Raw genomic sequence first — 19532 nt, 5'->3', positions numbered from 1 at the left:
TTCGCCACGTGATCGCCTGTCGGCGGTCACCACTAGTTCTGGGTCTGGGGGCTCACCGCGGAGACGGAGCGGTTCTCGCTCTCTTCCGCCGAAGCCTGAGGAGCTTCGCTCAGCGGAAGGAGGACCGCGATGCCGAGGGCGCCTGCGGCAAGCCAGAACGGTGCTCGGAGCCCGAGCGTCGGCCCGGCCACGGCCGCGAGCGCGGAGCCGATCACCAGCCCGAGCAGGCCGAAGCTGCGCGTCGCCGCGCCGACCCGGCCCCGCAGGTGATCAGGGATCAGCTGCTGACGCCAGGTGTTGTAGCAGATCGTCCACACCGTGGAGTTCACGAAGTAGACGGCCAGCGCGACGGTCATGACCACGGGGCTCGAGGTGACCGCAAGCACGGCAAAGGCAGCCACGCCCAGCAGGACCATGGAGCGCAGCGCCCACACCGTTCCGAGACGTCGCTGCAGTGGCGACGCCACGACGGTGCCGAGAAGGCTGCCCAGTGCCGACACACTCAGGGCGATGCCGTACTCGGCCGGAGTCAGCCCGATCTTCTTGGTCGCGTAGAGGGCCAGCAGCGAGAACGGCATCATGTAGGCGAGGTTCGCCAGGAAGTTGGAGAGTGCGAGCGGGAGCAGGGTGCGGTGGCCGAAGAGGTAGGCCAGCCCCTCCTTCAGCTCGCTGCGCATGGTGCTCGGCGACGCCGTCTCGGCGAGCTCCTCGCGCGTCGGCCGGAACACCCCCCTGATCATCCAGAAGAACACCGCCGCCACCAGGAACGATGCGGCGTCGGTGGCCACCGCGAGAGCTGCGCCGATGCCGATCAGCAGGCCGCCGAGGGGCGGACCCATGATCTCGTCCAGCACGGTCTGCGCGGCCGAGAGTTGACTGTTGGCACGGGTCAGCCCGTCAGCCTCGACCACGGACGGGAGCAGGACGAAGGCCGAGGTGTCGGCGAGCGTCTCCAGCAGCCCGAGCAGCACGAAGACGCCGTACAGCATCCAGATGGAGGCCGCATGCAGGGCCACTGCAGTCGCCAGAGCGACGAGCAGCAGCCCGCGCAGGACGCTCACCGCCACGAGCATCCTGCGCCGTTCCGAACGGTCCGCCAGCACACCGCTGAAGGTGGACATCAACAGCCGCGGCAGGCTGTAGGCGAAGGACAGTCCGGCCAGTAAGGCCGGATTGCGCGTCAGGGCGACTGCGAGGAGCGGGATGGCGACGAAGCTTACGCCGTCGCCGAGATTGGAAATGGCGCTGCCAAGGAGGAGTTTTCGATAGTTGGTTGCAGAGATGCCGCTTTCAGCTGGTCTGTACACGTGGTGTTGCTCCCCCGTTCGGTGGTGGGTTTACCAGCCTCGGCGTCAAGTACCGGTGCGGCCCACGTGTTGCATGTACGAACCAAGCCTATGGTTGTGCATAACGATGTCAACGGCCCCGGCAGGTTTAAACAGTCCCCTTGCAGCGCGGCGGACGGAAAGGTGACGTCATGCCGTACACCGGGAAATTCCCGCTGAACTACGGGGATTGTCGTAAATGGGATGCCAGCGGTTCTTGAAGTCCTCGATCGCCGTCCGGACGATCTGCCCCATCACCTCGCCACCGGTGTGGCCGGAGTCCTCGACGATGTGGAGGCGCACGTCCGGCCAGCCCTTCGCCAGCTCCCAGGCGGTCTGCGGCGGGCAGCCCATGTCGTGGCGGCCGTGCGCCAGGACGGTCGGGATCCCGGCCAGCTTGTGGGCGTTGCGCAGGAGTTGGTCCTCCTCCAGCCAGGCGCCGTGGCTGAAGATGTGGGCGCAGATGCGGACGAAGGCGATCTGCGCGTCGACGTCGCGGTCGCTGTACATGCCGGGGATGCCGTTGGGCTCGTTGGAGATGACGGCGTCCTCCCAGGTGAGCCAGTCGGCGGCGGCCTTGGCGCGGACGGCGCGGTCCGGGTTCTCCATCAGCCGGGCGTAGGCGGCGAGCAGGTCGCCGTCGCGCTCGTCCTCGGGGACGCCGTCGCGGAACCGGTCCCAGGCCTCGGGCTGGAAGTTCCCGGCACCCCGGTAGAGCCAGTCCAGCTCGGACCGGCGGGAGGTGGTGATCGCCTGGATGACCATCTCGCTGACCCGCTCCGGGTGTTGCTGCGCGTAGGCCAGGATCAGCGTCGATCCCCAGGACGCGCCGTTGAGCAACCACCGCTCGATGCCCAGGTGTTCGCGCAGCCGCTCCATGTCGTCGATCAGGTGCTGCGTGGTGTTGAGGCTCATGTCCGCCGCCGGATCGCTGGCGTGCGGGGTGCTGCGGCCGCAGTTGCGCTGGTCGAAGCGGATGATGCGGTAGCACTCCGGGTCCCAGGCCCGCGTGGGCCGACGCGTCGCACCGGCGCCCGGGCCGCCGTGGACATTGAGCGCCGGCTTGCCCTTCGGGTTGCCGAGCTGCTCGTAGTAGATGCGGTTGCCGTCCCCGGTGTCGAGGTAGCCGCTGTCGTAGGGGCCGGTCGGAGGATAGAAGTCAACCATGACCGACCATCCTAGGGAGCGGATGAGCCTGGCTACGAACAGTTTTTGACCATGAGTCAGCAAGCCGTCGTGGATCTCGCGGATCAGGTCTTGGCGGGCCCGTGCTTCGGTGGCTCCTTCTCGCGGGGTTCCGGGTGCCTGCGGCCGCGCGCCGGATCACGCCGGAAGTGACTCTCGACGCGCTGCTCGGGACGCCTGCGCTCCTGGAGGGCGATCGCGTCGAGCACGTGCTCGTCGGCGCGGGTCAGCGGCGGCTGCACCAGCGAGCGCGGCCAGAGCCGCCGCATCGCGACGACGTTCACCTCGGCCCCGTAGAGCGACAGTTGCGCGCCGAGGTAGATCCACCACAGCAGGCCGAGGACGGTGCCGAAGACCCCGTACACCTGCGTGGTGTGCCGCAGCTCGTGCGCGACCAGCACACCGCCGAAGACCTGCAACGCGGTCCAGCACGGACCGGCCAGCAGGCAGCCGGGCAGCAGCCGCCGCCACGGGACGTCGTGCGGGGTGAGCAGCCGGAAGCAGGCGAGGTACAGGCCGGTGTTGAGCACCGCCGAGCCGAGCAGGCCCAGCGCCGTGACGACGGGTCCGGGTCCGGACAGCCCGCTCAGCAGTGCCGTGCCGGTGGAGACCAGCAGCAGGCCCACGCCCAGCGTGAGGATGAGGACCAACGAGCGGGCCATCCTCGGGAGGTAGCCCGGCCGCCGCACGTTCGGCATGTTCCAGACCTGCGCCATCGCGAACTGCAGGCTCTGCGCGAGGCCGAGCGAGCCGTAGAGCAGGCCGAGGCAGCCGAAGGTCACCGCGATCAGGCTGCCCTGGAGGCTGTGTACGTTCGCGCGCAACTGGTCGCCGATGACCGGGAAGTCGGCCAGCGCCGAGTTCAGCACGTCGGCACGGAGGGAGGGGTTCCCGCGCAGCGCGAAGCCGAGGGCCGTCGTCAGCAGCAGGAGCAGCGGGAAGAGCGCGGCGAACGCGTAGTAGGTGATCAGCGCGGCCAGCTGCCCGCAGCGGTCGTCCCCGAACTTGTGCACGACGCCGAGGACGAAGCCCGGCGCACGGTGACGCTGCTGCCAGGCGTCGATCCGGCGGACTGCACGCTCGACGGCGTTCATGGCTTCCTCCGGTGCCGCCCCGTCCGGTCATCTGCCCGCGCTGCCGCGCCCTACACCCGCACGTCGGGCAGAACCCTCACCTCGGGCAGAACCCTCATCTCGGGTGGACCCGTCAGCTCCGCCCCGCCTCGCCGCTGCGCACCGGGCTCTCCTGGCCCTCCGGCTGGCGGTGGGCGAAGTCCTTGGTGCGGATCAGCAGCGCCGAGAGCACCCCGCCGACCAGCGCCAGGACGGCCGTGACGACGAAGAGCGTGTCGAGCGCGCCGGTGAAGCTCGACCGGACCGCCGACTGGAGCGTGGCCTGCAGCGGCGCCGGCAGGGCGGTGGCGCCCGACGTGCCCGGTCCCTGGCCCTGGCGGACGGCGGCGATGATCTGCCCCGTCCTCGGCGCCAGCGGCGTCGTCGCCAGGGCGGAGGTGAGCTTGTGCTGCAGTTCGTTGGCGAAGATCGAGCCGAGCGCGGCGATGCTGGTGGCCAGCCCCACTTGCCGGAAGGTCGAGTTGATCCCGGACGCCATGCCCGCCCGCTCCGGCTCGACCACGCCGATGGCGGTGGAGGCCAACGGCGGGTTGACGAAGCCCGCGCCGATCCCGGAGACGATGAAGCCGGGGATCAGGTCCGTCCAGGTACTGCTCCCGTTCAGGCCGCTCATCAGCAACAACCCGACGCCCACAGCGATCAGCCCGGGACCGATCAGCCACCGCGCGGGGACGCGCTCGCTCAGCCGGCCCGCCAGCGTGGCGGCCACCAGCATCGCCCCGCTGTTGACCAGCAGCCGCGTCCCCGTCTCCAGCGCCGAGTAGCCCAGCACGTCCTGGAGGTACAGCACGATGTAGAGCAGCATCGCGAAGAGCGACCCGTTCATGGCGAAGGCCGCGACCAGGCCGCCGACGAAGGTCGGCTTGCGGAACAGGCTCATGTCGAACATCGGGTTGGCGACCTTGAGTTCGGCCAGCACGAAGGCGACGATCAGCGCGCCGCCGATGGCCAGCGCCGTGATCGCCCCGCTGTTGCCCCAAGTCGTCTCACCGGCCCGGATCAGACCGTAGACCAGCCCGACCAGGCCCGCCGTCAGCAGGGCGAAGCCCGCCAGGTCGAGCCTGCCGGGGTGCGGCGCGCGCGACTCGTCCAGCCGCCACCGGGTCACGACCCACGCGGCGACGCCGATGGGGACGTTGACCAGGAAGATTCCGCGCCAGCTGATCCCGGTGGTGATCAGGCCGCCGAGGATCGGACCCAGCGAGACGGCCACCCCGGTGATCGCGCCCCACACCCCGAACGCGATCCCTCGGTCCCTGCCCCGGAAGCTGTGGCCCAGCAGCGCCAACGAGGTGGCGAACATGATCGCGCCGCCGACGCCCTGCCCCGCACGCGAGAGGATCAACATCAGGGAGGACTGCGCCAGCCCGCACAGCAACGACCCGGCGGTGAAGATCACCAGCCCGATCGCGAACAGCCGCCTGCGCCCGTACCGGTCGGCCAGCACGCCGGAGGTCAGCAGGAACGAGGCGAGCGCGAGCGCGTAGGCGTCGACCACCCACTGGACGTCGCTGAAGCCCGCATGCAGCGCGCGCTGGATGTCGGGCAGCGCGACCACGACGATGGTGACGTCGAGCAGCAGCATGAACGTGCCGACGCAGACCGCCAGCAGAGTCCACCACTTCTTCTCCATACGCTTCGCCTCCCGGCGCCGCTTCCCCCGGACGTGCATCCCTTCCAGCGTTGCCCGCGGCCGGGCTTCTGTCGCGCCGGGAGGGTCCGGGGCCGCGCTACGCGGTGCCCGCCGCGCCTTCCACCGAGGCCGCCGCTGCGGTCTCCGGGTGACCGCGGTGGCGACGCCACTCGTGGGCCAGCACGGCCATGTGGTGGTCGTCCACCCAGGTGTCGCCGAGGCGCAGCGCCTGGCGGGAGGTGCCCTCCAGGACGAAGCCGACCTTCGCGTAGGCGCGCCGGGCACGCGGGTTGTGGTCGAAGACGGAGAGCGAGATGCGGTGGAGGCGCAGCCGTTCGAAGCCATGGCTGACGATCAGCCGGGTGGCCTCCGTACCGAGGCCCCGGTCGCGGCCGCTGGAGCCCAGCAGGATGCGGAAGTTGCAGCTCTGGTTGTCGGGATCCCACTCGTTGAGCACGACCTCGCCGACGCAGCGACCCGTGTCCCGGTCGACGACGGCCAGGTCGAGCCGGTCGGCCTGCTCGTTGCGGGTGCCGTACCAGGCGCGCATGCCCTGCTCCGACTCCTCGGTCCAGGCCCGGCGTTCGGTCACCGGCCGGCCGTCGGTGAAGCGGACCACCTCCGGGTCGGTGAGGAAGTCGCGGATCACCTCGGCGTCCTCGTCGAGCCGGAACGGCCGCAGCACGACCCTGCTGCCGGTCAGGACGGGCTTGTGGGAGAAGTCGACGGGCGCTTCATCGCTCGTGCCGGGATCGCTCATGGCGGCGATTCTTGGGCGCGCGGCCCGGGAGAGCAAGGCGATTTCGGCCGGCGCCGGTCGTGCCCGGGGGAGAACCACTGGGAGGGGTGCCACCCCGCTACTTTCCCCGGCCTGACCTGCGGCGATATGGTTCTCTGGCTGGTCTTGAGCGGCTGGCAAGCCCCGGCATGTTCCCCCCGTGCATGCCGGGGCTTCTGCATGCCTTCAGCTCCCTGCGCGCTCAACTCCCCACGCGCTCAGCTCTCCGCGCCCTCAGTCCTCGGCGTCGCGGGCGGAGCCGTAGCGGTGGGCCAGGCGTGGGTCGGTCTCCCACCAGGGGCGGGAGGTCTCCGGCTGCTCCGGGACCGCGACCGGTGCGGCGGGCGCGACCTTGTCGGCCTCGGTCGCGGACCCGGTAGCGGACCCAGTCCCGGACCCGGACGTGGATGCGACGGTGACCGGGGCCGCCGACGCGGCCTCCTGTTCGATCCGGTCGAGTTCCTCGTCGACGGCGCGGGTGCGGAGGCGTTCCTCCTTCACCACGCGGATGATCAGCGCCACCATGAACGGCACACCCGCGATGTCGCCGAGGCCCCACAGCACCGCGCCGCCCCACTTCTGGTCCTGCTCCGGGGTCCAGCCCCAGGGACGGTGCAGGGAGTCCCAGTAGTGCGAGGCCAGCAGGTGCCCGCCGAAGACCAGGACGAAGCCGAGCGCGGCGTCGAAGATGACCTCCGCGATCGTGATCAGCACGCCCAGCAGTGGGTGGTAGTGGTGCGGCACGGGGTCGATCTGCAGGCGCGGCCAGAAGTACGCGAGCCCGAAGGCCACGAAGCCGAGATGGAAGGCGATGTTCCAGGCCGAGGACGTCAGCGAGTTCTGGTACCAGGACGTGAAGTAGAAGAGCCACGGCGGCACGATCAGCACCACCGTCGACACCAGCGGGAACATCAGCACCCGCGACACCCGCCCGGCCAGCGCCGCCTCCAGCCGGGGGCGCAGCCGCTCGGGCAGCGCCTGGACCAGCAGGCTGACCGGCGCGCCGAGCGCCAGCAGCAGCGGGACGACCATGAGCAGCAGCACCGCCTGCACCGCGCGGTCGGTGAACAGGTACCGCTCGTAGACGCCCAGGCCGGAGCAGCAGACGACGATCCACAGGGCCAGCCCGCCGAAGAACGCGACGGTGCGCTGCAGCGGCCAGGACCCGCCACCGCTTCTGCCGACGCCGCTTCTGCCGACACGCACGACGCCGATGAGGTACGCCACGGCGGCCACCAGGGAGATGGTCACGACCGCGGGTTCGAGCTGCCAGCTGCCGAGCACCCGGGACAGGGTCCAGGCTGGCGGTCCGGCGTAGCCGAGGGCGACGTGCATGTCGCCTCCGTTCGAGGGAGGTGGGCGGGCAGTGCTTGTTCAGTTCTGTGGGCCGCGGTGGGCGGCGGTGACCCGCGGTGAGCTGCGGGGCGGCGTGTCGGCGGACTCCGGCGGTTCGCGCCGGTGACCCGTGGGCCGAGGACAACGCTATCCGGGCAGCCGGGCGGCTCCTCGACCAGGGTGCGGAAGCCGTGTGCGCGCCGCCGCCCCGGAGGCGGTCGCGGTGATCCGGTCGTCGCCTGCCGGGCGTGGCAGGACGCGTTCGCGGTGGTGCTCCTCGGTGAGGTCGTGCAGTCGCGCGTGCAGCAGGTGGGTGAGGGTGATCACGCCCGCCGGTCGCTGGGTCGTCGGGTCGATCACGGGTGCGCTGGTCAGGCCGGTCTCGGCGCGGCCGCCAGGTCCTGTAAGTCGACGCAAGGGATCCCTGGGCGGGACAGCCTCGGAAAGGCGCTGTTCCCGGCGCTACAGCGGGACCGGACCGTACAGGTCGGCTGCGTAGTCCTCGCCGACGACCTGGTGGAACGCGTCCAGGCCGTCGGCGGTGGCGGCACGGAGCCCGGGATCGAGCCGCGCCAGGATCCGGGGGAGCTCGTGCTCCCGCCACTGAAGGACCTGGTCGACCAGCGTCTGCCCGAGCGGGCTCAGCTGCAGGGTGACCACGCCGCGGTGATGCGGGTCGGTCTCGATCTCGTCCGCGCTCGGGGTCGCCTGCGGGAGTCGCGTCGCTCTAACCCGCGGCGGACGCCAGCCCGATGCGGTTCCAGGCGTTCGTCGCGGCGATCGTCCAGACCAGCCGGGCCAGCACGCTCGGCTCGAAGTGCCTGGCCGCGTCGGCGCGGAGCGCGTCCGGGATAGGGCCGCTGTCCTCGCGGGTGAGGTGGTCGGCGACGGCGAGTGCGGCGCGCTCCTCGGCGGAGAAGTGTGCGGCGTTCGGCCAGCCGGCGAGCGCGTCGAGCTTGGCCGGGTCCTGCCCGGCGGCCAGCGCCGCGTCGCGGTGGAGCGTGGTGCAGTAGCCGCAGCCGTTGCGCTGCGAGACGTGCAGCCGGAGCAACTCGGCCAGGGCGACCGTCTCCTTCGGCAGGCCGGTGTCGGCCAGCTCGGTGACCGAGACCATCGCCTGGGCCAGGTCCGGCGCGGAACCGACGGGGTCGAGAACGGGCATGGTGTGCTCCGGTGTTGTGGGGAGGAGGGAGGGAACGGCGGCCAACGGTTCGAAGGTGACCGTCAGTTCGGGCACGAGCCCGAGGTCCGCGCCGGTGAGCGGCACCGGCGCGTGGATCAGGATGTTGTAGTGGTTGGGGAAGTGGCAGGCGTCAAAACCCAGCACAGTGCCCACGGTTCGTCCGCCGATCCGGACGGTGTCGCCGCGGTCGATGACGCCCGCGTTGCCCAGCTCCACGAAGCCGAGGAACCCGACGCGGTCGATCCGCGCTCCGGGCGTGGTGTCGTCGTGGTCGGTGGTGACCAGCTCGTGGACCTCGCCCGCGCGGACGCAGCGTGCGGCGTGCGGTTCGAGCGCCATGCCGCGGTCGTCCCTGCGGTGCAGCAGCACCTTCACCAGCCGCCCGTGGACGGAGCGCTTGGCGCCGTTCTCCCGCAGGGGCGGCAGAGTTGGCGCCTCCAGGACGGTCATCGCACGCCCACCGCCTCGCCCGCTCGCGCGGCGGGCAGCGACGCGTGGTCCGGGGCGTGGTCCGAGCCGCTTTCCGGTGCGTGTTCCGACGCCCGGTACGCCGCCTCGACCAGGCGCAGCGCCGCCCGACCGCCGTCGTCCTCGCGGAGCGGCGACCCCGCTCGGGTGACGAAGTCGGCCAGAATCGCCTCGTACTCGTGCCAGAGCGAGGCCTTGAAGCCGTGGTGACCGGCCAGCATGTCGGCGTGGCGGACCGTGCCGTCGGTCAGGGTGACCGTGACGTCCTTGACCTCGCCGGGGTAGGACCAGTCGAGCTCGACCCGGGCACGCGTGCGCTCCCCGGCGGCCGACAGCTCGACGACGGCCCGGCGGTCGACGCCCGCGTCGTCGTAGTCGATGGTCGCGCTGCTGACGGCCAGCCGGGCCGGCGCTCCGGGTGAGGCGGGCTCGGCGGGGTCGCCGAGCAGCAGGCGGACCAGGTCGAACGCGTTCGGGCCGTTGTCGGCGACGCACCCGCCCCCGCAGCGGGCCGGGTCCAGGTACCAGCTGTCGTCGCCCGCGTGCTCCTCGATCTGCTCGAAGTACCGCACCACCACCGAGGCGATCTCGTCCCGGCACGGCTCCAACTGCCGGGCCAGTTGCCGGACCCGGGCGTTGTAGCGCCGATGGAAGGCGGTGAACAGCGGCACCCTCGCCGCCTCGGCCGCAGCCGTCAGCCCGGCCGCCTCGGCCGAGGTGAGCGCGAGCGGCTTCTCCACGCAGACCGGGACCCCGGCGCGCAGCGCGTCGCCGCAGACGGCGGCGTGGGCGTCATTGGGGACCGTGACGATCACACCGTCGAGCCGCTCCTGCGCCAGCAGCTCCCGATGGTCGGTGTAGCACGGGACGCGGCCCTGCCAGGGCGCGAGCGCGGCGGGGTCGCGGTCGCAGACGGCCACCAGCCCGGCGGCGGGCGAGCGTTCCAGCGCCGCGAGATAGAACTTCGAGATCACGCCGAGGCCGACGACCGCGAAGGACAGACCCTGACTCTGACCCCGACCCTGAGTCTGACCCCGCTCCTGAGTCTGACCCTCCATCAGTGAGCCTCCTCCGCACGCACCACAGGGGCCGCCACGTCGAACCGCTCAGCCACGTCCGTGAGTTCGCCGAACAGTGCGGCGGACAACGGGACGCCGTCGGCGCGGTGACGCGCCGCGCGCTCGGCCTCCGCCCACCCGGGGTAGCGGACCGGCGCGGCCGGATCCGCCGGAGGGCAGTCGAGCACCGTGCCGAACAGGCTCGCCGCGTCGGCGGCCACCTCGCCCTCCGGGCGGAGGACGCCGGGGGCGACGGCCGCGACGAAGAAGCCGATGTCGTCGTCCCGGCCGGACGGCCCGCCGTCGGCGTCCAGCGCCGCCGGCTCCGGTCCGCGACCGGAGCCGCTGACCAGCGCGGCCAGCACCTCCACGGCCAGGCCCAGCCCGAACCCCTTGAAGCCGCCGGTCTCCGCCGCGCCGCCCAGCCAGCGCAGATGCGCCTCGCCGCGGTCGAAGGCGGCGGCGTCGGTGACGGTCCGTCCGGCGTCGTCGGCCAGCCACCCCGCAGGGACCGGCTGCCCGGCCCTGGCCGCGGCGCGGACGCGACCGGTCGGGGCGACCGTGGTGCTCATGTCGAGGACGAACGGGTGGTGCGCGCCCGCAGGCGCGGCGATGCTGAGCGGGTTGGTGCCCAGCAGGGTGCGCAGTCCGCCCGGCGGGCGGGCGATGCGCTGACGCCCGCAGTTGGACGCGACGATGCCGACCATGCCGCGGTGGGCGGCGCGGGCCGCGTGGTAGCCCGCGCAGCCGAGATGGGTGGCTCCGTGGACGGAGACCAGCCCGATCCCGAACCGCCCGGCCCGCTCGACGGCGAGGTCCATCGCGGCGGCGGCCGACCACAGCCCGAGCGCGCCCCGCGCGTCCTGGCGGACGGCCGCGCCCGCGTCGGTGGTCAGCATCGGCTCGGCGGCGGCGTCGACCCGGCCCTGCTCGAAGAGTGGCAGGTAGAGGCGGGTGAGGTTGGTCAACCCGTGCGAGTCCATGCCGGTCAGGTCGCCGTAGCAGAGCGCCTCGGCTGCGACGGCGGCACGGGCCGACGTCAGCCCGCAGCGGCGGAAGACGTCGGCGGTGAAGCGCAGCAGGTCGTCATAGTCGACCAGCCGGCTGCCCTGACGCGGCGTCAACTGAGCGGGGAGGAGTGGTGGGCTCGACAGCGGCATGCGGGACGGTGCTCCTTGCGGACGGTGTCTCTCGGGTGAACTGCGTGAGCAGGCGGGCGACGGCACAGGCGAAGCCGTCCAGGTCGGACAGGTCGGCGAACTCGCCCTCGGCGTGGGCGTGGTTGGCGTCGAGGCTGCCGGGGCCGAGCACCACGGTGCGGGCGTCGGGCAGGCCGCCCGTCCAGATCGCGTCGCAGGTGAAGGCGGGCTCGTCGGCGGGCCAGAGTGGCACGTCGGCGCGGGCCAGCAGCGGGAGCAGCCAGGACGCGCCAGCGTCCTCGCTGTCCAGGGCGGGCAGGCCGCGCTTGAGCCAGGTGACCCGGGTGGCGGTCGGTGCGTCGGCGGCGGTCCGGGCGAGGCGGTGGCTGCCCCGGTGGGCGTCGGCGAAGGCCCGCAATCCGCCCTGCACCGCGTCGAGGAACCGGCGCTCCAGACGACGGCCGACGGCTGCGCTGCGGTAGGAGAGGTTGACCAGCAGGCTGCCGCTCCCGTAGACGCGGTTGTGCAGGGTGCCGGTGTGCAGCCCGGCCACGCAGATCTGGCCGTCGGCCGGGTCGAGCGCCGGGTCGAGGACGACGGCCAGGTGGTGCGCCAGAAAGCCCAGCAGCACGGTCGCGTTGTGCCCCGAGCCCGGACGGTCGTCGACGGCGTCCTCGCCCGCGACCTCGATCCGCGCGGTCATCGACGCGGTGCTGCGCAGCAGCGCGCGGCCGCCCGTCGGCTCGCAGAACAGGTTGAGTCGGCCGTAGTGCCCGGCCTCGACCAGCGGACGCGTGCCGAACGTGCCGAGTGCGCCGCCCTCCTCGCCGGAGACCGCCTGGATCAGGATCCGCGTGTCGCGCGGCAGGTCCGGCCGAGCCGCCACGGCCGCGCGCACGCCGGCGAGCAGTGCGACGGCCGGGCCCTTGGCGTCGATCGCGCCGCGCCCGTGGAAGCGGCGTCCGTCGAAGGAGACGGGCTGCTGTCCGGCGACCGTGTCCAGATGGACGTTGGCCATCACGGTCCGCTCGCGTGGCGCGGTCGCAGGGCCGAGGGAGAGGACCAGGCTCGGTTGGTCGTCGAGGAAGTCGGCTTGGTCAGCCGCTGCTTGACGAACCGTCAACGGAGTGTCCGGACACCGCAGGCACTCAGGGTCGGGCGCGGCGTGGTGCAGCACGGTGAAGCCGAGCTCGGCCGCCGCTACGGCGTAGCGGTGTTGGGCCTGCCACAGCTCGGGCGGCGGAGCGTCCGGCTGCTGCTCCAGCGGGCCGACCGTGGGGAGGGAGAGCAGGTCGAGCAGCAGTGCGTGGTCGTCGGGGGTGAGGCGCGCCGTCGTCGCGTGGTCCGTCACCGGGCGGCCTGCACCGTCTGTACGGTCTGCACATCCTGCACATCCTGCACGTCCTGCACGTCCTGCACCGCCTGTTTGCCGCCGAGCCGCGGCAGGACGGAGTCGTCGAGCAGCCGTTGCAGCGCCCGTCCGCAGCGGACGAAGGCGGCGTGGCATTCCTCCGGGGTGTCCCTGTGGTTCTCGTGCGGGCGGACGGCGATGTGTGGTTCGAGGGAGAACGCGCCCGTGTAGCCGTGGTCGAGCAGCAGCCGCAGCCCCTCGGCGATCCGCAACTCGCCTGCGCCCGGGTCCCGGTAGTCGGGACGGCCGTCCGGGCCGAGCACGGCGTCCTTGATGTGGACGTGGTGGATGTTGCGCGTCCACGGCAGGAGGCGGCGGAGCAGGGCGTGGTTGTCGTAGCCGTACGCCGGGCCGTTGCCGGTGTCGAGGAGGAGCCCGAAGCCCGCGCCGCCGGTGACGTCGAGCAGTCGGACCATGCGCTCGGCGTCCGTCCCGGCCCAGCCGGAGCAGTTCTCGTGGAGCAGGACCAGCCCGGCGTCGGCGGCGCGATGGGCCAGAACGGCCGTGCGGCCCAGGACTTCGGCCTCCCAGGCGGCCGGGTCGAGCGGGCCGTGGGCGTCGTTCGGGTAGGACATGACGCGCACGTAGCGGGTGCCGAGCCGGGCGCAGCGGCGGGCCAGGACGTCGAGTTCGTCCAGGTCGGCGGTGAAGTCGCCGGTCACCGGGCGCGCCCAGCCGCCGATCCGGGCGTCCACCGCGACCACGTCGACGCCCGCGTCCGCGAGCGCGCCGACCGCGTGGTCGAAGGCCGCCTCCGCCAGGTCGGCCAGCGGGATGCCGTCGACGGTGCGCAGTTCCACCGTGTGCCAGCCGAGTTCGGTGACCGCGGCGATCTGGCCGTCGATGCCGAGGGCGGCCTCGTCGCCGATCCCAGCCAGCAACAGGTGTGTTGACGCACAGTCACTTGACATGGGCCAGCACCTCGTCGATCAGCCGCAGTTCGGCGGTGAGGCCGCTGTCGCAGCGGCGCTTCGCCTCGGCCAGCAGTTCCACGGTGCGCACCTGGCGGGTGAAGGCCTCGGCGGGCGGGCCCTCGCCGTCGAAGTCGGCGTAAGCGCGCAGCAGGAAGGCGGTGAAGGCGTCGTCGCGGAAGACCTGCTTGGGTGGGCTCGCCGAACCCGGTGTGACCAGCCGGAGTTGGGCGTGGTCGTCGGCGGAGTCGGCCGGGTAGTGGCCGATCACGGTGCCGTGGTCGAACTGGAGCGTGATCCGCCGCTCGCGGACGGGCGAGGTCAGGTCGGAGCGGATCTCGCTGCGGACACCGCCGCGGTGGTGCAGTTGGACCGAGCAGCTGCCCATGCGCGGCAGGACGCGTCCCTGCAGCACCATGTCGGTGCACGAGGCATAGGTGACCTCGGCGTCCCCGGCCAGGTGCAACACCACGCCCAGAGCGTGCGGGGTCTCGACGTCGAAGGCGGTCGGATGGCCGTACGTGGTGAGCGAGCGCTGGAAGCGCGGCTTGTTCTGCACCACCGAGATCTGCCGCAGCGAACCGAGCCGCGTTCCCCTCGGGTCGGCCTCGCTGCTGACCAGTCGGGCCAGGCGCTCCGTCAGGGTGCTGGCCGACCACGGCTCGACCACCGCGACCTGCACCCCAGGGCGGCCCATCTGGCGTACCACCTCGGTGAGTTCGTCGGTGCCTGCGGCGACGGGCTTCTCCAGCAGCAGCTTGCGGAAGCCGACCCCGAGCAGGTCGCGGATCACCTCCGGCCGCCCGAGCGGCGGCGTGCAGACGTGGACCACCGTCTTGTCCGGCGACAGCAACCGCCGCGCGGCGTGCAGCGACTCCGCGATCCGCAGCGCGCCGTCGGCGTCGCTCTCCGCGTCGCCGCCCGTCGTGGGGGCGGCATGCGGGTCGACGCCGACGACCGGGCCGGGGGCGAAGAGGTGCGGCTGCTGTGCCCGGGCCTTGGCCAGGACGGGGAGATGCAGACCCGCGCCGGCTCGGCCCAGTCCCACGACCAGTGTTCGGAGCATGTGCCTGAGCCTGGTGGGCAAATCGGCCCAAGTCAAAGATTCCTTGGCGTGGTTTACCTGATCGGGTGAATCGTCCCAGTGCGACCGAGGTTTCCCTCAGTTCGTGAACGGATGTGGATTAGCTTCGGGATGTTTTCTGACGGAGAAAGGCGGACATGGACCCCCTCAGCTGCTCCGGTCGGCGCGAACCAGCGCCCGGCGTACCGTTCTTCACCCAGGCGGAGACCTTTGCCGGGCTGCGCGAGGTCATCGACGGGCACCTCGCCGAGTTGCTGGCCCAAGGAAAGTTCTCACACGGTGCCAAGGTCGGTGAGTTCGAGCACGCACTGGCCGCGTACACCGGTGCCCGCCATGTGATCGGCGTCAACAGCGGTACCGACGCGCTGGTCCTGCTGCTGCGCGCGGCGGGGCTGCGACCGGGGGAGGGCGAGGGGGTGGTCGTCCCCGCCTTCAGCTTCGTCGCCACGGCCTCTTCCGTGGTGCTGGCGGGCGGACGGCCGGTCTTCGCCGACATCGACCCGATCAGCTACGCGATCGACCCGGTCTCGGTCGAGCGGGTGCTCACCCCCGACTGCCGGTTCCTGATGCCGGTCCACCTGTTCTGCCAACTCGCCGACACGGCCCGGCTCGGCGAGCTGGCGCGGCTGCACGACCTGGTCGTCGTCGAGGACAGCGCCGAGGCGATCGGCATGCGCCGCGACGGCGTGCACGCCGGCCTCTTCGGCGTGGGCGGCGTGCTGTCGTTCTTCCCGACCAAGACCCTGGGCGCGATCGGCGACGCCGGAGCGGTGCTGACCGACGACGACGCCATCGCCCGCACCGTCGACGCGCTGCGCCACCACGGCCGGTTCGGCCGCACGCTCGGCGACTTCCGCACCATCAACACCAGCAGCGGCGTGCCCGGTTACAACAGCAAGATGGACGACATCCAGGCGTGCGTGCTGCTGGCCAAGCTGACCCGGCTGGAGGCCGACATCGCCCGGCGTGCCGAACTCGCCGCCGCCTACACCGAACGTCTCGACGGCGCGCCCGGCGTGCTGCGGCTGCCGACGCCGGTCGCCGCACGCGACGGGGTCAAGGCCGACCCGGTCTTCTACGTCTACCTGATCGAGGTCGAGCACCGCGACGAGCTGGCCGCCCACCTGGCCGCGCACGGGGTGGAGACCGAGACCTACTACCCGACTCCGCTCCATCTCCAGCCCTGCTTCGCCGAGTTGGGCCACCGGCCCGGCGACTTCCCGCGCGCGGAGGCGGCCTGTGCGCGGGCCCTCGCGCTGCCGCTCTATCCGGACCTGACCTTCGACGCCGTCGACCGGGCCTGCGACCTGATCCGCTCCTTCCGCCCGAGCACGTCCCACCCCCGCATCGAGGGAGCCCGCGCATGAGGCTGCACTTCTTCCCGCCGGACCTCTTCGAGGCCGACCGGGAGCACCTGGTCCGCCTGGTCCACGAGATCGGGACCAGCTGCCCGGAGGGCGCGAGCCAGCGGTTCATCCTGGGCGAGCACACCGCCCGGTTCGAGGAGGCGCTGCGCGAGCAGCTCGGCGCGGCCGACGTGGTCGCCTGCGGCAGTGGCACCAGCGCGCTGACGCTGGTGCTGGCCGCGATGGAGATCGGCCCCGGCGACGAGGTGGTGGTCCCGGCACTGGGCTGCGCGCCGCTGGCCAGCTCGGTCGTCGCGCTCGGCGCGGTACCGGTCTTCGCCGACGTCGACCCGTGGACGATGGTCGTCGACCCGGAGGTGATGGAGCGCCGGATCACCCCGCGCACCAAGGCGCTGATGCCCGCGCACATGTTCTCGGTGATGGCGGACATGCCGCGCTTCACGGCCCTCGCGGAGGCCTACGGGCTGCGACTGGTGGAGGATTCCGCCGTGGCTCAGGGCGGTGTCCGGCGGGGCGTGCCGGCCGGGCTCGCCGGTGAGGCGGGCGTCTACTCGTTCGTCCAGGTCAAGACCTTCGGCACGGCGGGCGAGGGCGGCGCGGTGGTGACGCGCGACGCGGAACTGGGCCGCACGGTGCGGATGCTGCGCAACCACGGCCAGGACGGCCGGACCCGGTTCCTGCACCACCGGATCGGCTGGAACAGCCGGTTCGACGAGATCCAGGCCGCGTTCCTGCTGCACCGGCTGCCCGGCTTCCCGGCCCGCCTGGAGCGGCGCGCCCGGATCGCCGAGCACTACACCGAGCGCTTCGCCGACCTGGCCGACCACGGCGTCCTGGCCCCGCCCCCGGGCCGGGACGGGCGCTGCTACTACGTCTACACCGTCCAGGCCGAGCGCCGCGACGCGTTGGCGGCGCACCTCGCGGACCGCGGCATCGACTCGCACGTCTACTACCCGCGCACGCTGCCCCGGCAGCCCGCCTTCGCCCGGTACGCGGGCGTCGGCGTGGACCCGGCGGCGGAGTGGCCCGCCGCCGAGCGCGCCGGGGACCGGATGCTCTCGCTCCCGGTCCACCCGCAGCTCTCCGACGCCGAGGTGGAGTACCTCGCGGACGCGGTCCGCGAGTTCGCGCTGACGTCGTGACCAGCGGCCGGGGCGAACCTCCATCGAGTTTCGCCCCGGCGCGCCGAGCACCCCCGTCGCAGCTCCGCCCCCTTGCTGCTCCGCCCCGCGGCCGTTACGGCCGGACCGCCGCGGGAGGCGCGGTCCCGCTGGCGTGATGCGCAGATGCGGACGGTGACGGTGTCGTGCACGCGGTGGGCGTGGCCGGGCTCAGATGTGATCCGGCCCAGAAGCCGACGACCAGACCCGCGCCGAGCAGCCATTTGTGGCGGGTGCGCTTCCAGTCGGACGGCGCGCCCGCCTTCATCAGGCGCAGCTCCGTCAGCTCGTGCGGGGACGGCCGGGTGTCGGTGAACAGGCCCATGTCGGACTTCCTTTCCGGGGGAGTGAGAAGCGGGTCCTTGGAGATTGGCGCAGCCCACTGACAACGGCAGCCGGGTTTTCGGCTGGGTCGACAGGTCTCGGCCACCCACGCCTCTCTTCCGGCCGCTGGTCGAACGGGCGGAACGGACATAACGCCCGTTCTGACCTCGATTCAGGGTTGGCCGAAACTGATTCCCACGCGGTAACTGTTCGTCACCCCTTGTCACCGAAGCCGAACTTGACGCACGCTGGTCAAATGACGCCCGGAGCAGTGGGAATCGCGGGGATGTACCACGAGGTCTTCTGGAGCACGCTCGGCGGCATAGCCGCCGTGGTCGCCGCCGGGCAGGTGCTGGGAACGGCCGTCGCCCTGCGCGCCTACTGGACCGCCGTCCGCGGACTGCCCGGATGGTGGCTCTACCGGGCGCTGACCCGGACCGTCGAGATCGTCGTCCCGCCGCTGGAGAAGTACAGCAGCGAGCTGGCCGAGGCCCACCGCAACTACCCCGGCAACCTGCAGCGGCGGGACTTCCAGCGGGACATCCCCGCGGGCCTGCGGGTTCGGTTCGCCGTGGTCTGGCTGCTCGGCAGCTGCTGGTACGTGGCGCAGGGGATGGTGATGATCCAGTGCCTCAACTCCCTTGCCGACAAGGCCGACGACCTGTCCCCGCACATCGCGATCTGGCTGGAGGTCTCGGTCGTGGTGACCGCGCCCATCGTGCTGAGCCTCACCGACACCGTCGGCGGGCGGCTCAAGCAGCTGAGCGAGGAGCCGCACCGACCTCCCCAGCGCCTCTCCCGCGCCGTCGCCCAGGCCACCCGCCACGAGGGCGCCCTGCACGACCCGCCGCCGGACTGAGCTTCCGTGCCGCCGTGTTGCCCCCTGTTGCGCCGTGTGTCGCCGCTGTGTCGTTCGGCGGTCGAACGCTGCGCGCACCGGCCCGGATGACGGAGGATGGCGGAAGATCACCCACCCGGGAGGAGCACCCCGTGCCGACGCACTCCGAACCGCTGCGGAAGCTGGGCTTCCTGACCATCGGCCTGTTCGACCCGGCCGACCCGCGCCCCGGCCACGCCTCGACCCTGGAGCTGATCGAACTCGGCGAGCAGCTGGGCTTCGACAGCGCCTGGCTCCGGCACCGCCACCTCCAGCACGGGATCTCCTCGCCGATCGCCGTCCTCGCCGCCGCCACGCAGCGGACCCGCCGGATCGAGCTCGGCACCGCGGTGATCCCGCTCGGCTGGGAGAACCCGCTGCGCCTGGCCGAGGACCTGGCCACCGTCGACATCCTCTCCGGCGGACGCCTCAATCCCGGCGTCAGCGTCGGCCCGCCGATGCACTGGGACGACGTCAAGGGCGCCCTCTATCCGGACACCGCCGAGGCCGAGGACTTCAGCTACGAGCGGGTCCTTCGCCTGCTCCGCTTCGTCCGGGGCGAGGCCGCGACGGAGTTCCGCGGGGTCGAGGGCATCGAGGTCTTCTCCGACCGCGTCCAGCCGCAGTCCCCGGGCCTCGCCCGGCGGATGTGGTACGGCGGCGCGAGCCTGCGCTCCGCCCGCTGGGCGGGCGAGAACGGGATGAACCTGCTGGCCAGCAGCGTGGTGAGGGCGGAGGGCCCGGACGAGGCCGGGTACGACTTCGCCGCGGTCCAACTCGCCCAGATCCGCGAGTTCCGCGCCCACCACCCCGAGGGCGAGCGGGCCCGCGTCTCGCAGGGGCTGGTGGTGATCCCGACCGACAGCGCCTCCGCCGAGCAGCAGGCGAAGTACCGCGCCTACGCGGCGTCCCGCCTGCCGCGCACGACCGCGCCGCAGGGGCCCGGCCGCCTGCTCTTCGCCCCGGACCTGGTCGGCACCTCGGCCGAGATCGCGGAACGGCTCCACGCCCACGCCGCGTTCCAGCAGGTCGACGAGGTTGCCTTCGCCCTGCCGTTCACCTTCGACCACGAGGACTACGTGCAGATCCTCACCGACATCGCCACCCGGCTCGGCCCCGCACTCGGCTGGCGGCCCGCCGCCTGAGACGACGGGCCGCGCA

Annotated in this window: 19 protein-coding genes; 4 read left to right on the top strand and 15 right to left on the bottom strand. The window is 72.2% G+C overall.

Annotated elements, in window-relative coordinates; translation table 11 throughout:
* Positions 1-32: 32 nt before the first annotated feature.
* The 14 genes from I2501_RS17440 to I2501_RS17375 all read right to left on the bottom strand — a co-directional run bounded on the left by I2501_RS17440 (position 33) and on the right by I2501_RS17375 (position 14625).
* On the bottom strand, positions 33-1307 hold the full coding sequence (locus I2501_RS17440) for an MFS transporter (protein WP_196194955.1): 1275 nt from the start codon (positions 1305-1307) through the stop codon (positions 33-35).
* A gap of 168 nt (positions 1308-1475) precedes the next feature.
* Positions 1476-2492, bottom strand: coding sequence for a prolyl aminopeptidase (pip, locus tag I2501_RS17435; protein ID WP_196194954.1), 1017 nt, complete (start codon positions 2490-2492; stop codon positions 1476-1478).
* A gap of 83 nt (positions 2493-2575) precedes the next feature.
* Complete coding sequence (locus I2501_RS17430; protein WP_196194953.1) at positions 2576-3604, bottom strand: YihY/virulence factor BrkB family protein; 1029 nt, start codon at positions 3602-3604, stop codon at positions 2576-2578.
* Between the two features lie 112 nt (positions 3605-3716).
* On the bottom strand, positions 3717-5276 hold the full coding sequence (locus I2501_RS17425; RefSeq protein WP_196194952.1) for an MFS transporter: 1560 nt from the start codon (positions 5274-5276) through the stop codon (positions 3717-3719).
* A 97-nt stretch (positions 5277-5373) separates the two neighbouring features.
* A complete protein-coding gene (locus I2501_RS17420; RefSeq protein ID WP_196194951.1) occupies positions 5374-6036 on the bottom strand; it encodes a GNAT family N-acetyltransferase in 663 nt (220 codons plus the stop codon).
* A gap of 252 nt (positions 6037-6288) precedes the next feature.
* Positions 6289-7389, bottom strand: coding sequence for a cytochrome c oxidase assembly protein (locus I2501_RS17415; protein ID WP_196194950.1), 1101 nt, complete (start codon positions 7387-7389; stop codon positions 6289-6291).
* A gap of 147 nt (positions 7390-7536) precedes the next feature.
* The gene (locus tag I2501_RS17410; protein ID WP_196195069.1) at positions 7537-7806 is read right to left on the bottom strand and encodes a hypothetical protein; all 270 of its coding nucleotides are present in this window, start codon (positions 7804-7806) and stop codon (positions 7537-7539) included.
* Positions 7807-7851: 45 nt separating this feature from the next.
* Entirely contained in the window at positions 7852-8049 is a 198-nt protein-coding gene (locus I2501_RS17405) for a hypothetical protein (RefSeq protein WP_196194949.1), read from the bottom strand.
* Between the two features lie 67 nt (positions 8050-8116).
* Positions 8117-9022, bottom strand: coding sequence for a carboxymuconolactone decarboxylase family protein (locus I2501_RS17400; RefSeq protein WP_196194948.1), 906 nt, complete (start codon positions 9020-9022; stop codon positions 8117-8119).
* Positions 9019-10098 carry a Gfo/Idh/MocA family protein gene (locus I2501_RS17395; RefSeq protein ID WP_196194947.1) on the bottom strand — a complete coding sequence of 360 codons (1080 nt, stop codon included), beginning with the start codon at positions 10096-10098 and terminating at the stop codon, positions 9019-9021. The genes I2501_RS17400 and I2501_RS17395 overlap by 4 nt, the downstream gene beginning before the upstream one ends.
* Entirely contained in the window at positions 10098-11258 is a 1161-nt protein-coding gene (locus I2501_RS17390; RefSeq protein WP_196194946.1) for an Ldh family oxidoreductase, read from the bottom strand. Before I2501_RS17390 ends, I2501_RS17395 begins: the two co-directional genes overlap by 1 nt.
* On the bottom strand, positions 11185-12588 hold the full coding sequence (locus I2501_RS17385; protein ID WP_328806420.1) for a M20/M25/M40 family metallo-hydrolase: 1404 nt from the start codon (positions 12586-12588) through the stop codon (positions 11185-11187). Before I2501_RS17385 ends, I2501_RS17390 begins: the two co-directional genes overlap by 74 nt.
* Entirely contained in the window at positions 12585-13559 is a 975-nt protein-coding gene (locus I2501_RS39410) for a sugar phosphate isomerase/epimerase family protein (protein WP_236046531.1), read from the bottom strand. Before I2501_RS39410 ends, I2501_RS17385 begins: the two co-directional genes overlap by 4 nt.
* Complete coding sequence (locus tag I2501_RS17375; RefSeq protein ID WP_196194944.1) at positions 13549-14625, bottom strand: Gfo/Idh/MocA family oxidoreductase; 1077 nt, start codon at positions 14623-14625, stop codon at positions 13549-13551. The genes I2501_RS39410 and I2501_RS17375 overlap by 11 nt, the downstream gene beginning before the upstream one ends.
* 155 nt (positions 14626-14780) lie before the next feature.
* Between I2501_RS17375 and I2501_RS17370 the strand changes: the two genes are divergently transcribed.
* A complete protein-coding gene (locus I2501_RS17370; protein ID WP_196194943.1) occupies positions 14781-16010 on the top strand; it encodes a DegT/DnrJ/EryC1/StrS family aminotransferase in 1230 nt (409 codons plus the stop codon).
* Positions 16007-17152, top strand: a complete 1146-nt coding sequence (locus I2501_RS17365) for a DegT/DnrJ/EryC1/StrS family aminotransferase (protein ID WP_196194942.1) — start codon at positions 16007-16009, stop codon at positions 17150-17152. Before I2501_RS17370 ends, I2501_RS17365 begins: the two co-directional genes overlap by 4 nt.
* Positions 17153-17246: 94 nt before the next feature.
* Here the strand turns inward: I2501_RS17365 and I2501_RS17360 are convergent, their stop codons facing one another.
* Positions 17247-17495: a hypothetical protein gene (locus I2501_RS17360; protein WP_196194941.1), complete on the bottom strand. Its 249-nt coding sequence runs from the start codon at positions 17493-17495 to the stop codon at positions 17247-17249.
* A 255-nt stretch (positions 17496-17750) separates the two neighbouring features.
* Here I2501_RS17360 and I2501_RS17355 point away from each other — a divergent pair, with 255 nt between their 5' ends.
* Positions 17751-18353, top strand: coding sequence for a hypothetical protein (locus I2501_RS17355; RefSeq protein ID WP_196194940.1), 603 nt, complete (start codon positions 17751-17753; stop codon positions 18351-18353).
* 131 nt (positions 18354-18484) lie between these two features.
* A complete protein-coding gene (locus tag I2501_RS17350; protein WP_196194939.1) occupies positions 18485-19516 on the top strand; it encodes an LLM class flavin-dependent oxidoreductase in 1032 nt (343 codons plus the stop codon).
* Positions 19517-19532: the final 16 nt, after the last annotated feature.

It is taken from the genome of Streptacidiphilus fuscans, from assembly GCF_015690355.1.
In the GTDB taxonomy this organism is placed as follows: Bacteria; Actinomycetota; Actinomycetes; order Streptomycetales; family Streptomycetaceae; genus Streptacidiphilus; species Streptacidiphilus fuscans.
This window is presented reverse-complemented; position numbering and strand designations above follow the sequence as displayed.

What these genes read in the sequence shown, in the direction of transcription:
- pip (WP_196194954.1), bottom strand. Translation starts at nt 2,492, where the DNA reads ATGGTTGACTTCTATCCTCCGACCGGCCCCTACGACAGCGGCTACCTC.
- I2501_RS17430 (WP_196194953.1), bottom strand. Translation starts at nt 3,604, where the DNA reads ATGAACGCCGTCGAGCGTGCAGTCCGCCGGATCGACGCCTGGCAGCAG.
- I2501_RS17425 (WP_196194952.1), bottom strand. Translation starts at nt 5,276, where the DNA reads ATGGAGAAGAAGTGGTGGACTCTGCTGGCGGTCTGCGTCGGCACGTTC.
- I2501_RS17420 (WP_196194951.1), bottom strand. Translation starts at nt 6,036, where the DNA reads ATGAGCGATCCCGGCACGAGCGATGAAGCGCCCGTCGACTTCTCCCAC.
- I2501_RS17415 (WP_196194950.1), bottom strand. Translation starts at nt 7,389, where the DNA reads ATGCACGTCGCCCTCGGCTACGCCGGACCGCCAGCCTGGACCCTGTCC.
- I2501_RS17400 (WP_196194948.1), bottom strand. Translation starts at nt 9,022, where the DNA reads ATGACCGTCCTGGAGGCGCCAACTCTGCCGCCCCTGCGGGAGAACGGC.
- I2501_RS17395 (WP_196194947.1), bottom strand. Translation starts at nt 10,098, where the DNA reads ATGGAGGGTCAGACTCAGGAGCGGGGTCAGACTCAGGGTCGGGGTCAG.
- I2501_RS17390 (WP_196194946.1), bottom strand. Translation starts at nt 11,258, where the DNA reads ATGCCGCTGTCGAGCCCACCACTCCTCCCCGCTCAGTTGACGCCGCGT.
- I2501_RS39410 (WP_236046531.1), bottom strand. Translation starts at nt 13,559, where the DNA reads ATGTCAAGTGACTGTGCGTCAACACACCTGTTGCTGGCTGGGATCGGC.
- I2501_RS17375 (WP_196194944.1), bottom strand. Translation starts at nt 14,625, where the DNA reads ATGCTCCGAACACTGGTCGTGGGACTGGGCCGAGCCGGCGCGGGTCTG.
- I2501_RS17370 (WP_196194943.1), top strand. Translation starts at nt 14,781, where the DNA reads ATGGACCCCCTCAGCTGCTCCGGTCGGCGCGAACCAGCGCCCGGCGTA.
- I2501_RS17365 (WP_196194942.1), top strand. Translation starts at nt 16,007, where the DNA reads ATGAGGCTGCACTTCTTCCCGCCGGACCTCTTCGAGGCCGACCGGGAG.
- I2501_RS17360 (WP_196194941.1), bottom strand. Translation starts at nt 17,495, where the DNA reads ATGGGCCTGTTCACCGACACCCGGCCGTCCCCGCACGAGCTGACGGAG.
- I2501_RS17355 (WP_196194940.1), top strand. Translation starts at nt 17,751, where the DNA reads ATGACGCCCGGAGCAGTGGGAATCGCGGGGATGTACCACGAGGTCTTC.